Below are 14,789 nucleotides of genomic sequence, written 5' to 3'. Positions count from 1 at the left end.
AGCCGTAAAATATTGTTTGTTTAGTAAAGGGATTCTTAGGATGTTAAACAAAAAAATCTTCTCAGTAATTATCATGATGATGTTCTTAGCTGGATGTGCAGCGCCTGGTCCGATGCACACAATTCGCGGACCTATGAATACACCGGTTTTTGACCCTGTAATATTGGACACGGTAAAAGATGGCTCTAAGAAAGTTCGCTTTAAAGAATGGACAACCATGTATGAAAATAAAGAACTACAGCTGTGGGGAGTATTTTTCATAACAGATAATGGAGCATACTTGGCGAATTGGGATATGAACGGGTATGAATACAACCTTAGGTATAAACTTGCTGCAAGTGAGCTTGATTCAATATCGGATGACAAAGTCGTTAGAAGTATGTGGGCTGATTCAAATCTATTGATAATTAAAGATAAAAATGGCCATGAAGTTGGTTTTGCTCTTAACGGAAAAAATGCAGCACGAGCCATTCTGCGTGAAATTAGCGAGAAATAAAACGTTATACCGCTGAGCGAATGGCCGTATCAGTTGCATATTCTCCAAGGCTTAGCAGCTACTTGTTGTTGTGGAAGTGGCAGCTATAACTGAAGGCATGATAACGGCTACCAGCACCGCGGCTTGAACGGCGTCAATAACATCTTGGGTTACGGCGCCGAGCTCTTCGCCTTTGGCTATTTTTTCAATGCGCTCTTTGTGTGTCTTCAATTCGTCTTTGCTGAACACGCTTTTTAGTAGGTCTGAGCTTTTTGCTAAAGAAACGGTAAGTGCAATTCGTGGGTCTATTTCTAACGGCTTATCTAGCACCAAGCGGCGCATTTCGCTGCGAAGCTGACGCTCTGGCTCGGGATTCGCTTCTGGGTATACCTTGTAGCTAAATATCCACAGAACTTTCTTTTCTTCGCTAGTAATAATGCCGTCTGCAACTAATTGCTCAGCAACTTTGTGCTTTAGTTTGCTGATTTGTGCAATGTGCGATACCCAATTTTTAATGGTGTCAGCACGTTTTCGTTCGGCAATTTTTTGCAATGCCTCGTCCATGACAGTGTCACCTGTAGGCGAGCTGTCGAGCACCTCAACTTTGTCTTTGTTGTCAGTGTTCACGCGAATTCGTTTCAATAAAAGCAACTCAGCAATAATAGCGGCGGCAATCGTGTACTCAAGGTGTGAACCTTTTGTGTTACCGGTTTCTTCTTGCAGTGCAAGTAAGACCAACCCTTCGTATAACTTCATGGTTTTACTCCATTGGTTCGCTAGGTTCTAGTGCGCCAAATACTTGGCTGATGATTTTATATAAGTTTTGCTGATCAAATTCATACTCGGTTTCGGTTTGCACACGGTGAACAAAGACTAGGTCAGAACTTGGGTAAACGCCAAGCATGTGTATGCCAACGCCGGTGTGGTAAAACGCGCGGTTTGGGCGCTCGTCGTTGGGATTAATCACGTTCCATAACATGCCATATCCGAAGTCCATGTACCGGTTGGTGACTGAGTATGAGGTGGTGCTTTGCTCTATCCAGTCGCGCGATAGAATGCGTTTACCGTTCCACACGCCGTAGTTTTCATAAAGCTGGCCGAACAGTGCCATATCGTACGCCGACATACGAAAATGGTAGGCGGGATACTGAGACTTTTCGCGCTCAAACTGGTAAAAACCATCAACGGTAAGTGTGGCAATATCGGTGTCGGCGTCGGTTGTTGTGTACTCGCCTTTGAAGCTTTTCATGCCAAGTGGCACCGCTATTTCGCGGTAAAATGCGGTGTAAATATTTTGCCCGGTTAGCTGCTCGAAAATAGCGCCGGCGACATTGAAATCCCAATTGTTATAGACATATTTCTCGCCTGGCGCGAAAGCACCGCGTTCTGGTATGCCTGCAAGCATGCCGGCGCTGGTCGCTGCCGAAGGAAGGTAAACGCCCGAACGAGCTTGTAGTAACTCACGTACGGTGGCTTGTTTTTCGGTTGGGGTTAGTGGGGTGATATCGGTAATGCCTAATTCGCCCAAGGTCGCGTCGAGGTTGATGATGCCGCGGTCGACGTAAATGCCATACAACGCGTTCAACATGGGTTTGCGAATAGAGTGAATTGTGTGCTTTTGGTGAATGTCTCCGTGTTCAAACACAACGTCACCGCTGCGCATCAGTACCAATGACGATGTATTTGTTGTTTCAACCAATTCACGCAATTCATTCAGCTTATCGGCGTTAAACGCTGCTTTACTGTCATAGCATATCGGGCTTTTTATGGCGTTAACGGTGCGCTCTAGAATATCTTGTTGTGCTGTGGCGTTGGCTGCAGGGGTGCCACCGAGCACAAGCGTTTGGTTATTGCTCAGCGAAGCTTCGGTAATGTCACTGGGCATGCCTGGTGCGATAACATGCCCCGCGTTTGGGTAGATAACCTTGGTTATGCGTGAGCTGACGTGGGTACCTTGCCAGTGCTCAGCAATGTTGTTGGCCATGAGGTCGGCGGGCCACAACTGATCATCGTCACCGGCGAATAGCAGAACTTGCGCACTATTGCCGTCAACGTTAATGGCGGCTTGCTTGGCGTCTGTGTGGTTTAAGTCGCGGGCAAAATAATCGCGGCCAACAAAGCGCTTGGCGGAATAATCTGGATTAGAATGCCGCGGCACGAAGGGGATAGGTTTGCCGTTAAGCGTCCACGCGGCGCTATTGCTATCGCCAATAGCGCCCCACGTATGCGAGCTTGGCGAAATAGCGATAATTGGGCCGTAATGCTTGAACTTAGCGCCCAACAGAAGTGCCAGTTCTGCACCGCGCGAGCTACCAACCACAGGAACTTGCTGGCACTGATTTCGGTTTAGTTCTGGTGCGCTGTCGATGTATTCAAGTGCAGAATTGAAGTATTCCAGCGGAATGCTATTTAGTGTGGGCGGTAGTTTTGGCATGCCAAAATAGCCAACGGCTAGTGCAGCAATGCCTTGGTCAGCGAGGGCCGTTGCCGTTCTTTGAGCACCGCCTAAACCGCCGTCAGAGCCACCCAGCACGATGACTGTCGGTAGTGGGCCGGTACGATGCTTCGGCATAATGAGTAGGCCTTGCAGGTGCTTTTGGTCAATGCGCTGTACCTGCAAGTGCTCGGGGTAACCCGGTTCGTTACAGCCACTTAAAAGCCCAATGGCTAACACCCCTGTGGCAATCTTTATCTTAATGTCCATGATTTATCTCGTTTTTATTTATTAAACGCCTAACAAACGCAGTTCGCAAATCGCATTTGTAAATGGATATTTCCTGTGCAATATTCGCTTTAATTTAATTATTTAAGAGGGAATAGATTATGGACCAATTTATGCAGGCAGCCATTGAGGAAGCCAAAAAAGGTATGGAAGAGGGTGGGGTGCCGATCGGTTCGGTGATCGTGCACAACGGCGAAATTATTGGCCGTGGGCATAACCGCAGAGTACAAAGTGGTAGCCCAATTTTGCATGGTGAAATGGATGCGTTTGAAAACGCGGGCCGTCAACCGGCTTCGGTGTACCGCGATTGCACTATTTATACGACGTTGTCGCCATGTTGCATGTGCTCTGGCGCAATAGAGTTGTATGGCATTCCGCACGTGGTGGTGGGTGAAAACCAGACTTTTATGGGCGCCGAAGCGCGTTTGCGTGCAGCCGGAGTGAAGGTTGATGTATTACAAGATCCAACCTGTATTGAATTAATGAACACTTTTATTGCCAATAATCCGACGCTTTGGAACGAGGACATAGGCGAATAACTTACAGAGATATAAAGCTTTAATCAGTTATGTGTGTTGCTGCTAGTGAGTAAACTGACTCATGCAGATAAACATTAATTATTGACAGTGTTGCGCGACACGCTGCACTTTAGGTGTGTATGCATGATCAAATCAATAAAGCATAAGGGACTGAAGCTTTTCTTTGAAACAGGAAGTACCTCGGGAATTCAAAGCAAACACGCTAAGCGGTTACGCATGCAGTTAACGGCGCTTTCTACTGCGATAGACATCGGTGATATTAATTAACCAGGTTATGGACTACACGAGTTGAAAGGCAGTCGAGCAGGGATATGGTCTATATCGGTTAGCGGAAATTGGCGGCTGACCTTCGAGTTTTTAAATGGCCATGTATACTTACTGAATTACGAGGATTATCATTAATGAACATGGAAAATCCAGCGCATCCAGGCGAGTTTATTGTCGAAACCTACATGCGGCCTTACCAATTAAGTTGTCGGTTTTTGGCTAAAAAACTTGATGTAGCGCCTTCAACTTTAAATCGTATTCTAAAATGCCAAAGTGCAATTAGCCCTGAAATGGCTTTGCGTTTATCCAAAGCGCTAGGGCGTACCCCACAAAGCTGGCTTGCAATGCAAGATAATTACGACCTTTGGCAAGCGTCGCAGTGTGTGCGGTTAGACAATGTTGAAAAAATTGCCTTGCTTTAATTGGAATGACGGTATTTGGAGAACCAGAACAACACCAATGCCGCCAAAGCGCCTAGGGTATCGGCGAGCATGTCTTTTTGTGCGTCCCATTCGTCGCCTTGCGAGCCTAAAAATTCAATACCGGCATCGCCGCCTTCTATAACCGCAAATTGCCATTCAATAATTTCATAGGCTGCAGCCACCGACATGATAAAAAACAACCCGAAGAACATGGCTGTAACGGGGCGCGCCCAGTTTTTGCGTACCAGTAGTTCGGCAGCCGCATAGGCATAGAAACCGACGCTAAAGTGCGCTACACGGTCATAATGATTGCGTTCAAACCCAAAGGTGTCAGTCACCCAGTCAAACGGCACGTTGGCAAAGGTATAGTGAGCGCCAATAGTGTGCATAATGAGCAACACGCTCATCAGCACATAGCTGGTATTGCTAAATTGAAATTTGCGGAAAGTTAGCAATAGTCCGGCAAAAATTGCCATGATGGGAACCATTTCAGCCCACCACACACGCATGTCGGCTGGGTTAATAGATGACCACACCATGGTGGCAACAATCATAAAGGCTAGAATGTGGGGAGTGCGTTGTTGCCAAGCCATTGGTTTGTCCTTGTTTTGGTTTTGTTCTAATCGTTGCAGCGACTTACCTGAATGCTTTGGTGCGGTAAGGTTTTAACTAACGGCTCAGAAAGTGCTAATTGGAGAGCTTCTTCGGTTTCAATTTGTTCGATACAAACCCAGCAGTCTCGTTGGGTCTCTTTACCGTAGTATAGCGCGGCATCGGCTAACTGAACCAGAGTTTGCCATGTTGTGTTAATCGATTGCGTATTAAACGGAAAAATAATACCACCAATGGTGCAAGTTAGTGTTATTTGCTCGGTTTCATTGACAGCAAACGGCGTGCTTCTTACTGCTAGGCGAATGCGATTGGCTATATCCTGATAGGCCGTATTTTTGTCAACGCGACTAACGACCACAAATTCTTCGCCACCCCAACGCACGAGCACATCGGTTTCGCGTATTGCCGACTCAACACGGCGGCTGAATTCGCACAGTACCTTATCGCCAACATCATGGCCGTAGGTGTCATTAAACGATTTGAAATGGTCAATATCAAGTACAAAAATAGCTAACTTGTAAGGGTTGTTTTCTTCTATAGCGCGCTTTACTAACTTTAATTCCCGGCCAATTTGTTGCTCAAAGTAACGTCGGTTATATAGTCCAGTTAATGCGTCATGAACACTCATTTGCTCAAATTGCTGAGCTAATTTCCGGTTCTTTTCTAAGCGCAACGCAAACATTAATACGGCCATGACTAATATCACGGTAATGGCAAATGTGAGTGTTACTTGGCTTTCATGCTTTTCTTGTTCAGCAAGCTTGAGGGCTTTCTCGTTTTCAATTAGCTGCGATTTTAAACGTGACTCTTGCGTTAGGCGGTTCAATTCAGTATTTGAAGCTGCAATAGTTGAGCTTTGCTTAAGGCTTTTTTCAAGTTTATTAACAAATAATTTGTGTAAGCCGTCTAGGCCTATTATACGAATATTGTCATCTGCATGTTGCGCAATGCGTTTATATAAGTCTAGTTCTACTTCAACTGGGGTATTGGCTGATAACGTTTCGCAATTGGGTAAGCCACTAATCTCGCCCCAATTTAGTAGCAACCAGTCTCGGTAGCAGTCGAGATATTGGGTATCAATTTCGTTACTGCGTGGAGAAGAATCAGCTTGCTGAAGGTAATTTCGCGCGAGTTCTAGTTGTTGTGTTTTGTATGCAGCTAGCGCCGAAAAAATGAGTGTAGATTTACGCAGGTCAATGCGGTTGATATCAACTTTTTCAAACCACTCTAAGGCTTCGTCATATTTATGAACATGAAAGGTGTTGGCAACCCCTAAGTTGAAGTAGGTTAACGTAATGGCGCGATCGGAATAAGCAGCATCCTCAGGGTGTGATTGTTTTCGCTCTTTAAAGCGTTCAATAGTTTCTTTATGAAGCTGAATGCCCTTTGCTACATAGTCAGCATCGCCGTACATGATATACAGCGTGGCAGTATTCAACATCAAGTTATTGAGTACAAAGAAGTCAATCTTATCGCCGAATTCAAGCCCTTGTTCGTAGGTAGCGAATGCAGCACTGATGTTACCTATGCTCGCTTGTGCCCAGCCTATCGACGATAGCATACGCGCGGCATCATTAATGCGATCGGCTTCAAGCGCGTCGGCATAGAACTGATACATTAATTCGATGGTTGTCTCATCGACATCTAACAATGATTCGACGCAAATAAAGCGGTAATCAAAGTCATCAGGCTTGGGCGGAGTTTCGCGACAAATTTCTTGCGCTTGAGCGTTATTGAAATCGCTGTAGTATTGATTAGCAAGTATACGCTGCTGTTGATAATGCGCGTCGTCTGCTTGGGGTTGGGCAGTGCTCGGTGTCCCTAAAAAAGCACCGAACAAAACGATGGAAAGCGTCAGATAGTTAATAGTATTGAGTCGTTTCCATCGGTACATCAAACACCCTGTTTGTTACATTATTATTATAGATGAACCTTTAGTAACAAATTTACATTGCGTTCGTCAACATTTGGAATGCCGAATTTGTTGTTCCAATGCGCGTATTCAACACCCACATATAGGCGATTGTCATAACCGATCATAGGGCCGATGTTGTACTTGAGCTGTGAGGTAAAGTTCATTTCGGCGGCATGACCTTCGCTGGCTGAAGACCAGTCGATAAATCCGTCGTAGTAGAAATTTTCGGCAAAAGGCACGCCCCAAACGGCGGTGAGCTGATAGTTACTTTCGTAAAACTCGTTGCTACGGCGGTATGCATTGAGCTGTAAGTAATCAAAACCGGTTACATTTAAGTCGGTGCCTAAGCCAATTAGATAGTTATCGAAGCCTTGGCCGATTTCCCAAGTGGTTGCCACGTAGGTGGCTTTGAATAGACCGTTTGAGTTGAAATCCATGACTTTGAAGCGTGGTGATACTTCGGCATAGGTTTCGGTGTCGCCGTTATCTGACTTTAACCGATCAACAAATAAAAATGAGTCGCCCCAGCTGTAACCGGCAGCATGTTCAAAGGTGAAAACTTGGCGGTCGGTGTCGCCAACTTCGTAGTTTGAGCCATTTAAGTAGGTGGCGCTGATGTCTTGCCAGTTTATTTTGGCTTGGGCGGTTGGCGCTGCAACTAGAGAGGCTAAGGCTAGGGTGGTGAATAGCTTTTTGTTCATACATCATCTCGCGTTATCGTAGCCCGGCGTTTTACGCCGGGTGATGCACAGCATCGTTATTGTTCAATTTGGTGATCAAATTTTGCACCGTGATCGCATGCGGCAATCACAGCTGGCACCGTGGTCGCATTCGGCAATCACAGCGCTTCGCGCTACCCGGCGTGGAACGCCGGGCTACAGCGGCCAGCCGCCGAGGGTTTTGTAGCGGTTGACCATATAGCAGAAGAGTTCGGCTGTGCGTTCGGTGTCGTAGACGGCTGAGTGCGCTTGTTTACTGTCAAACTCAATACCTGCTGCTTGGCAAGCCTTAATCAACACGGTTTGCCCCAAGAACACGGCAGCGAGGGCAGCGGTGTCGAAGGTGACAAACGGATGAAACGGGTTACGCTTTAAATTGGCTCGCTCGGCTGCTGCCATAACAAAGCCGTGATCAAAGGTGGCATTGTGGCCAACCAAAATGCACCGCTGACAACCGGCGTCCTTTTGTGCTTTGCGAATGGGTTTAAACATTTCTTTTAATGCTAAAGACTCGTCCACCGCGCCGCGCAAAGGCGAGTGCGGATCAATGCCGTTGAAATCGATGGCTGCCTGCTCAATATTGGCACCTTCAAAAGGCTCTACATGATAGTGCAGAGTTTGGTCGGGCACTAACAAACCGTCGTCATTGAAACGTAAGGTCACCGCAGCAATTTCAAGTAACGCGTCGGTTTTCGCGTTAAAGCCAGCTGTTTCCACGTCAATAACCACCGGCATGTAGCCGCGAAAGCGACTTTTCATCAGCTCGCCGGTAGTCGTTGTGTTTTCTACCGCTGGGGTTTGGTCAGTACTCATAAATCTCCAGGATTTTTGGCACTGCGATCGATCAATTCAATGGCATAGCCGTCTGGGTCGCGTACAAATGCAATGATGGTTTTGCCGCCTTTCACTGGGCCTGGCTCGCGGTAAACATCTGCACCTGCAGCTTTTAGTTTATCGCATAACCCGTAAATATCTTCGACGCCGATGGCAATGTGGCCAAATGCACCACCATGTTCGTATTCGCTAACGCCCCAGTTATAGGTGAGCTCTAGCACGGTGTGGTCTATTTCGTCGCCATAACCGACAAAAGCCAGCGAGTATTTGTATTCTTCGTTGTCAGCTGTTCGCAACAATTTCATGCCCAAGTTTTGGGTGTAAAAATCAATTGAACGTTGCATGTCGCCAACACGAAGCATGGTGTGTAATAAACGCATGAAAAATACTCCTATTAGTCGTCTGTTTTGTCTTTAAACTCGCACAAGTCTTCAATAATACAGCTACCACAGCGTGGTTTGCGGGCGATACAGGTATATCGACCATGCAAAATAAACCAGTGGTGCGCGTCTACTTTAAATTCGCTCGGTATGACTTTTTCTAAGCGATCTTCTACCGCACGAACGGTTTTGCCTGGCGCAAACTTAGTGCGGTTTGCGACGCGAAAAATATGGGTATCGACGGCAATGGTCGGCCAGCCAAAGGCGGTGTTTAATACCACGTTCGCGGTTTTACGGCCCACGCCCGGTAACGCCTCAAGCGCTTCGCGGCTTTCTGGTACTTCGCCGTTATAGTCGCGTACTAATATTTCACAGGTTTTGATAACGTTTTCGGCTTTTGAATTAAACAAACCGATGGTTTTAATATAGTCGCGAACGCCCTCAAGGCCTAAGTCAAGCATGGCTTGTGGGGTGCGTGCTGCTGGGAACAAGTGTTTGGTGGCTTTATTAACGCCCACATCGGTAGCCTGCGCCGACAGCAATACGGCTATCAACAACTCAAATGTTGAGCTGTATTCCAACTCGGTGGTTGGGTTTGGGTTGTTGGCGCGCAGGCGCTTAAGTATTTCAATTCGTTTTTGTTTGTTCATAGCAAATCAATATGACCCATTACTGAGAAGTGACGCGGGCACGCGTGACAACTTTTTCGGGTTTTTCAGCGCGGGCGGCGCGGTATTGGTCAATCCAATTTTTACCGGCAATAATAAAGCCCATAACAATAAATGCGCCCGGCGGCAATATTGCCAGTAGCAATGGGTAGTCTACGGTGAATAACTCAATGCGCAAGCCAGCAGCCCATTCGCCAAGTAACAAGTTGGCGCCGTCAAATAGGGTGCCGTTACCGATAATTTCGCGAATACCGCCTAATAGTACCAAAACTAAAGTAAAGCCTAAGCCCATCATTAAGCCGTCGAAGGCTGCGTGGTGCCATGGATTTTTCGACGCGTAAGCTTCGGCGCGGCCAATAATGGCGCAGTTGGTCACAATAAGCGGAATAAAAATACCCAGCGCTTGATACAAGCCATATACGTACGCGTTCATCAGCAATTGAATGACGGTGACAAAGGTCGCAATCACCATAACAAAAACGGGAATGCGGATTTCTTTGGGTACAAACTCACGCACTAACGACACGGTGATGTTTGAGCCGATTAAGACTAATAAGGTGGCTAAACCTAAGCCCAATGCGTTGGTTACTGTTGCCGTAACGGCCAGCAACGGGCATAAGCCTAATAACTGAACTAACGCTGGGTTGTTGTTCCAAAGCCCTTGCCAAGTGAGTTCTTTGTAGGTGCTCATTGCGGTTCTCCTACGGTGTCTGTGCTATTGACCACGCTGCCAGCCGGAGCTTGGCAGTTGGCGGGGGCATTGAACCACGCTTGTTGTTGGTTGTTAAATACCAAAGCAGCGCGTTTTACGGCTTGCACAACAGCACGCGGGGTAATGGTGGCGCCGGTAAATTGATCAAACATACCACCGTCGCGTTTCACGGCCCAGCGGTTATCATCGGTACCGTTTACGCGGTGACCGTTAAAGCTAAGAATCCAGTTGTTCTTGCGCAGTTCTATTTTGTCACCAAGCCCAGGTGTTTCTTGGTGTTGCAAGGTGCGCACCCCAGCCACTGAGCCGTCAACATTCATTGCTACCAACAAATGAATTGCACCGCTGTAGCCATTGGGCGCTGTCACTTCCATAGCGGCTGCGGTTGGCTGTCCGTCAACAAGCGCGCGGTAAACACGGCGAGGCTGCACACCTAAATCGGGGTGGCTAATGAGCGTGCAGCTGTCATATAAGTCATTATCATGCTTACTGGCTGGAATAATTTGGTTTAAAACGCGTAACAGTTCCTGCTGTTGTTGGCGCTCAATTTCGTCTTCAGTTAGTAGCGACGTCATGACCACTAAAAAGGTCGCTATTACAGCGAACCCAGCCAAAATAAGACCATTACGTTGCATGCTTTTTAAGATCATGAGCGACCTCCGTGCCCATAGGCTATCGGTTGGGTGTAGCGGTCGATAACGGGTACGCACATGTTGGCTAACAGCACGGCAAAGGCTACCGCGTCTGGGTAGCCGCCCCAGGTGCGAATCGCAAACACAATAAAGCCAACGAGCAGCCCAAATACCCAACGACCTTTGTTAGACGTCGCTGCCGTGACGGGGTCTGTGGCAATGAAAAATGCACCCAACATAGTGGCGCCGCTAAGTAGGTGCAACATTGGGGTAATAGCTTGGTCGGGGTTAAATAACCAGTAAATAGCAGCGGGTACCAACAAGCCGACCAACATGCCGCCAGGTATGTGCCAGCTAATGATTTTTTGCTTAATGAGTACTAAACCACCCGCTAAAAATGCAAGATTAACCCAAGCCCAACCGATACCAGCAATATCGCCGAAAACAGGCTTAGTTAGCGCTTCAGTTAAGGTTAATTGATGATTTAAATCATTGCGCAGGCTATCAAGCGGAGTCGCCATGGTCATGCCGTCAATGCCCATGCGCAGTTGCTCAAGGTTATAGCCAGCGCTGGTGAACCCAGTGAAAATAAGGTTGAGAGTGTCGGTAATACTTACCTGAATTTGTGCCAATTCGGCAGGAATAGGCCAGCTTGTCATTTGCACCGGAAAGCTAACAAGCAGTAACACATAGCCTGCCATAGCTGGGTTAAACAAGTTTTGTCCCACGCCGCCATAGACGTGTTTGACCACCACAATGGCAAACGCGGTTCCCATCACGATAATCCACCAAGGGGCTAAGGCTGGAATACTGACTGCCAGCAATACGGCGGTCACAATAGCGGTGTGATCTTGCCAAGCATGGCCGATAGGGCGGCCGCGCATGCGCATGCACAAGCCTTCAGCAACCCAAGCGGTTAATAGAGCTAGCGCTAATTGAATATAAACACCGAAACCAAAAAAATAGGTTTGTGCTAGCACGCCAGGAATTAACGCTAAATACACCCAGCGCATTACTTGCTGCGTGGTACGGCGTTGGTGGGTGTGGGGCGAAGCCGCTATTTTAAAGGTCATTCGTCGTCACCTTCTTGGTTTTGTTTGGCTGCGGCAGCCGCTTGTGCTGCTTTGCGTGCTTTGGCACGAGCAATCGCTGCTTGCACGGCGTCTTGCGGATTATCACCGCCTTGGGCAACCGCTTCGGCTTGGGCTTTTTTACGTGCTTCGGCGGCTTTGCGATGACGCTCAAGGCGCTCTTGTTTTTCTCGCTCTAGGCGTTCTTGGCGCGCTTCAAAGCGTTCTCGAGCCACTTCGGCTTTGGCTTTTTCACGCGCAATATTTCGAATTTCAGCTTTGGCCTTACGGTAATAATGAACCAGCGGAATTTCACTTGGGCACACGTAGGCACAGGCGCCACACTCAATGCAGTCAAATAGGTTTTGTTGTTCTAAACCATCATAGTCTTTGGCTTTGGCCAGCCACTGCATTTGTTGCGGCAGTAATTGGGCAGGGCACACATCGGCGCAGGCGCCGCAGCGAATACAGTTCATTTCTTCAGCCGCGGGGGCTAATTCTTGGTTGCTCGGCACTAAAATGCAGTTGGTTATTTTTACCACCGGTACGTCTAAGTCAGGTAGGGTGAAGCCCATCATTGGGCCGCCCATAATCACTCGCTGTTCTTGTTTAGAGTCTGCAACAGGCTCAAAGCCGCAATGGTTCAATAGCTCGGCCACGGTAGTGCCTATGCGTACCCAGTAGTTTCCTGGCTTGGCGATATTGTCACCGGTAACAGTAACCACGCGCTCAATTAACGGCTTTCCGTTCAATATCGCTTGCGCTACAGCATAGGCGGTGCCGACGTTTTGCATGACTAAGCCAACGTCGATAGGCAATCCACGACTAGGTACTTGGCGACCAGTAAGTAACTGAATAAGTTGCTTTTCGCCACCCGACGGATACTTGGTGGGTACCACGCGCAAGGCCAGCTGTGGGTAGTTGGGCAATAATGCTTCAAAAGCTGCTATGGCTTCTGGTTTATTTGCCTCAATGGCGATCAGTGCTTTTTCGCAGCCGGCAATATGCAATAGAATTTCTGTGCCGTCGATAATGGTTTGCGCGTGCTCGCGCATTAATCTGTCGTCAGCCGAAATATAGGGCTCACATTCAACGCCGTTAATAATTAAGTAATCAAGTGGCCGTTGTAAGGCTAATTTTTGCGCCGTCGGGAAGCCTGCACCGCCTAAACCCGCAACGCCAGCTTGGCGAATACGGTCGAGCAATTCAGCGCGGCTTAAGCTGGTGTAGTCGGCAAGTGGTGCAAAGCTATAAAACTCGTCGTTACCGTCAGCGTCAATGGTAATGACGGTGTCGGTAAGGCCCGACGGATGGGCAATGCGCCCAGGGCCTATAGCACTCACCGTGCCTGAGGTTGGGGCATGAACCGGTAAGGCATTATTAATGCCTACTTGGGTTAATGGTTGGCCTGCTTTTACTGTATCGCCCACGGTTACCATTAAGTCACCAACGGGGCCTGAGTGCTGTTTAATGGGCACGATAAACTGCTTCGCCAACGGCAACACTTCAATAGGGGTGGTATTGGAACGGTCTTTACGCTCTGGTGGGTGAATGCCCCCCGGAAAAGTCCAAATATGACCGGCTTCAATAGCTTTCGTGGCTGCAGACATTAGTGCGACGACTCCACATTTTTCACTGGTATTTGTTGTAAGTCCCACTGCCAATTGTCGGGGCGTACGGGTACTGGCACCATATCAATGCAATCAACAGGGCAGGGTTCAACACATAGGTCACAGCCGGTGCATTCGTGGGCTATAACCGTGTGCATTTGCTTCGCGGCGCCCAAAATGGCATCGACAGGGCAAGCTTGAATACATTTTGTGCAGCCAATACATTCGTCTTCACGAATTACTGCTACTTTTTTAACGTCTTCTTCGCCGTGCGCTGAGTCAAGCGGTTTTGCTTCAACTCCCATGAGGTCAGCTAACGCATTAATGGTGGCTTGGCCGCCGGGTGGGCATTTATTGATTTCATCGCCGTTGGCAATAGCTTCCGCGTATGGGCGGCAGCCAGGGTAGCCGCACTGGCCACATTGGGTTTGTGGTAGTAGGGCATCAATTTGGTCAACAATAGGGTCGCTTTCTACGCGAAAACGAACCGCCGCAAAGCCCAGCACCAAGCCGAAGGCAAGTGCGAGTACACCTAATACGATGAGTGCAGTTACAACAGTCATGCGGTAGTCACCAGTCCGCTAAAGCCCATGAACGCAAGCGACATTAGGCCGGCGGTGATCATTGCAACAGCAGCGCCCTTAAATGGCACTGGCACGTCGGCAGCAGCTAAGCGTTCGCGTAGCGCAGAAAATAATATCAGCACCAATGAAAAACCAACGGCGGCGCCGAAACCATAAATAATTGACTCAATAAAGTTGTGTTGTTCATTAATGTTCAGCAAGGCAACGCCAAGCACCGCACAGTTAGTGGTAATAAGCGGTAAGAAAATGCCAAGTAAACGGTATAGCGTCGGGCTTGTTTTGTGCACCACCATTTCGGTGAATTGCACCACAACGGCAATTACCAAAATAAAGCTCAAGGTTTGTAATGCCATGAGATCAAGTGGCACTAAAATATATTCACTGACTAAGTAGCTTGAAACTGATGCCAGTGTTAACACAAATGTGGTTGCTGCAGACATGCCAACGGCCGTTTCCAATTTGTTGGAAACGCCCATAAAAGGGCAGAGCCCTAGAAATTTTACCAACACAAAATTGTTGACTAGTACTGTTGCCACCAACAGCAGTAGGTAGTCACCCATGGTTGCTTCCGTCCGATTGCAATGAATGGTCGATATTATCGAATGTTTAGCGCTTTGAAACAACCGAT

17 protein-coding genes and 1 pseudogene are annotated in these 14,789 nt (G+C 47.8%); 4 read left to right on the top strand and 14 right to left on the bottom strand.

All coding sequences use genetic code 11. From position 1 onward, the window contains the following. Positions 1-40 precede the first annotated feature (40 nt). Positions 41-496: a hypothetical protein gene (locus ASC40_RS02270; protein ID WP_055438149.1), complete on the top strand. Its 456-nt coding sequence runs from the start codon at positions 41-43 to the stop codon at positions 494-496. Positions 497-547: 51 nt separating this feature from the next. Here ASC40_RS02270 and ASC40_RS02265 read toward each other — a convergent pair whose 3' ends face one another. Together ASC40_RS02265 and ASC40_RS02260 are read right to left on the bottom strand one after the other, a co-directional pair. After that, positions 548-1,231: a GOLPH3/VPS74 family protein gene (locus ASC40_RS02265; protein WP_055438148.1), complete on the bottom strand. Its 684-nt coding sequence runs from the start codon at positions 1,229-1,231 to the stop codon at positions 548-550. 4 nt (positions 1,232-1,235) lie between these two features. Beyond that, a complete protein-coding gene (locus ASC40_RS02260) occupies positions 1,236-3,179 on the bottom strand; it encodes a serine hydrolase (protein WP_055438147.1) in 1,944 nt (647 codons plus the stop codon). Positions 3,180-3,298: 119 nt separating this feature from the next. Between ASC40_RS02260 and ASC40_RS02255 the strand changes: the two genes are divergently transcribed. The 3 genes and pseudogenes from ASC40_RS02255 to ASC40_RS02245 all read left to right on the top strand — a co-directional run bounded on the left by ASC40_RS02255 (position 3,299) and on the right by ASC40_RS02245 (position 4,425). Continuing rightward, complete coding sequence (locus ASC40_RS02255) at positions 3,299-3,736, top strand: nucleoside deaminase (RefSeq protein WP_055438146.1); 438 nt, start codon at positions 3,299-3,301, stop codon at positions 3,734-3,736. A 123-nt stretch (positions 3,737-3,859) separates the two neighbouring features. After that, a pseudogene (locus ASC40_RS02250) lies at positions 3,860-4,138 on the top strand (type II toxin-antitoxin system RelE/ParE family toxin). After that, positions 4,138-4,425 (top strand): HigA family addiction module antitoxin, encoded by a 288-nt coding sequence (locus tag ASC40_RS02245; protein WP_055438145.1) that lies wholly within the window; start codon positions 4,138-4,140, stop codon positions 4,423-4,425. The pseudogene ASC40_RS02250 and the gene ASC40_RS02245 overlap by 1 nt, the downstream one beginning before the upstream one ends. On the opposite strand, the gene ASC40_RS02240 is transcribed toward ASC40_RS02245, so the two are convergent. From ASC40_RS02240 to rsxA, 12 genes are all read right to left on the bottom strand, one after another. Beyond that, positions 4,422-5,018, bottom strand: coding sequence for a DUF2238 domain-containing protein (locus ASC40_RS02240; RefSeq protein ID WP_055438144.1), 597 nt, complete (start codon positions 5,016-5,018; stop codon positions 4,422-4,424). The genes ASC40_RS02245 and ASC40_RS02240 overlap by 4 nt on opposite strands. A gap of 26 nt (positions 5,019-5,044) precedes the next feature. Continuing rightward, on the bottom strand, positions 5,045-6,931 hold the full coding sequence (locus ASC40_RS02235; RefSeq protein ID WP_055438143.1) for a tetratricopeptide repeat-containing diguanylate cyclase: 1,887 nt from the start codon (positions 6,929-6,931) through the stop codon (positions 5,045-5,047). A 26-nt stretch (positions 6,932-6,957) separates the two neighbouring features. Then, on the bottom strand, positions 6,958-7,653 hold the full coding sequence (locus ASC40_RS02230) for a DUF5020 family protein (protein WP_055438142.1): 696 nt from the start codon (positions 7,651-7,653) through the stop codon (positions 6,958-6,960). Positions 7,654-7,827: 174 nt separating this feature from the next. After that, positions 7,828-8,484: a ribonuclease T gene (gene rnt / locus ASC40_RS02225; protein ID WP_055438141.1), complete on the bottom strand. Its 657-nt coding sequence runs from the start codon at positions 8,482-8,484 to the stop codon at positions 7,828-7,830. Continuing rightward, on the bottom strand, positions 8,481-8,885 hold the full coding sequence (gene gloA / locus ASC40_RS02220) for a lactoylglutathione lyase (protein WP_055438140.1): 405 nt from the start codon (positions 8,883-8,885) through the stop codon (positions 8,481-8,483). Before gloA ends, rnt begins: the two co-directional genes overlap by 4 nt. A 14-nt stretch (positions 8,886-8,899) precedes the next feature. Further along, on the bottom strand, positions 8,900-9,535 hold the full coding sequence (gene nth / locus ASC40_RS02215) for an endonuclease III (RefSeq protein ID WP_055438139.1): 636 nt from the start codon (positions 9,533-9,535) through the stop codon (positions 8,900-8,902). 19 nt (positions 9,536-9,554) lie between these two features. Continuing rightward, the gene (locus tag ASC40_RS02210) at positions 9,555-10,244 is read right to left on the bottom strand and encodes an electron transport complex subunit E (protein ID WP_055438138.1); all 690 of its coding nucleotides are present in this window, start codon (positions 10,242-10,244) and stop codon (positions 9,555-9,557) included. Further along, positions 10,241-10,912, bottom strand: a complete 672-nt coding sequence (gene rsxG / locus ASC40_RS02205; protein ID WP_055438514.1) for an electron transport complex subunit RsxG — start codon at positions 10,910-10,912, stop codon at positions 10,241-10,243. Before rsxG ends, ASC40_RS02210 begins: the two co-directional genes overlap by 4 nt. Beyond that, the gene (gene rsxD / locus ASC40_RS02200; protein WP_055438137.1) at positions 10,912-11,970 is read right to left on the bottom strand and encodes an electron transport complex subunit RsxD; all 1,059 of its coding nucleotides are present in this window, start codon (positions 11,968-11,970) and stop codon (positions 10,912-10,914) included. The genes rsxG and rsxD overlap by 1 nt, the downstream gene beginning before the upstream one ends. Beyond that, positions 11,967-13,577, bottom strand: a complete 1,611-nt coding sequence (rsxC, locus tag ASC40_RS02195) for an electron transport complex subunit RsxC (protein WP_055438136.1) — start codon at positions 13,575-13,577, stop codon at positions 11,967-11,969. The genes rsxD and rsxC overlap by 4 nt, the downstream gene beginning before the upstream one ends. Further along, positions 13,577-14,140 carry an electron transport complex subunit RsxB gene (gene rsxB, locus ASC40_RS02190; RefSeq protein ID WP_055438135.1) on the bottom strand — a complete coding sequence of 188 codons (564 nt, stop codon included), beginning with the start codon at positions 14,138-14,140 and terminating at the stop codon, positions 13,577-13,579. The genes rsxC and rsxB overlap by 1 nt, the downstream gene beginning before the upstream one ends. Next, entirely contained in the window at positions 14,137-14,721 is a 585-nt protein-coding gene (gene rsxA, locus ASC40_RS02185; protein WP_055438134.1) for an electron transport complex subunit RsxA, read from the bottom strand. Before rsxA ends, rsxB begins: the two co-directional genes overlap by 4 nt. Positions 14,722-14,789: the final 68 nt, after the last annotated feature.

Source organism: Pseudidiomarina woesei (assembly GCF_001418345.1).
Lineage (GTDB): Bacteria > Pseudomonadota > Gammaproteobacteria > Enterobacterales > Alteromonadaceae > Pseudidiomarina > Pseudidiomarina woesei.
Note: the sequence above shows the minus strand (reverse complement) of the source record. Positions and strands in the feature narration are given on the sequence as shown.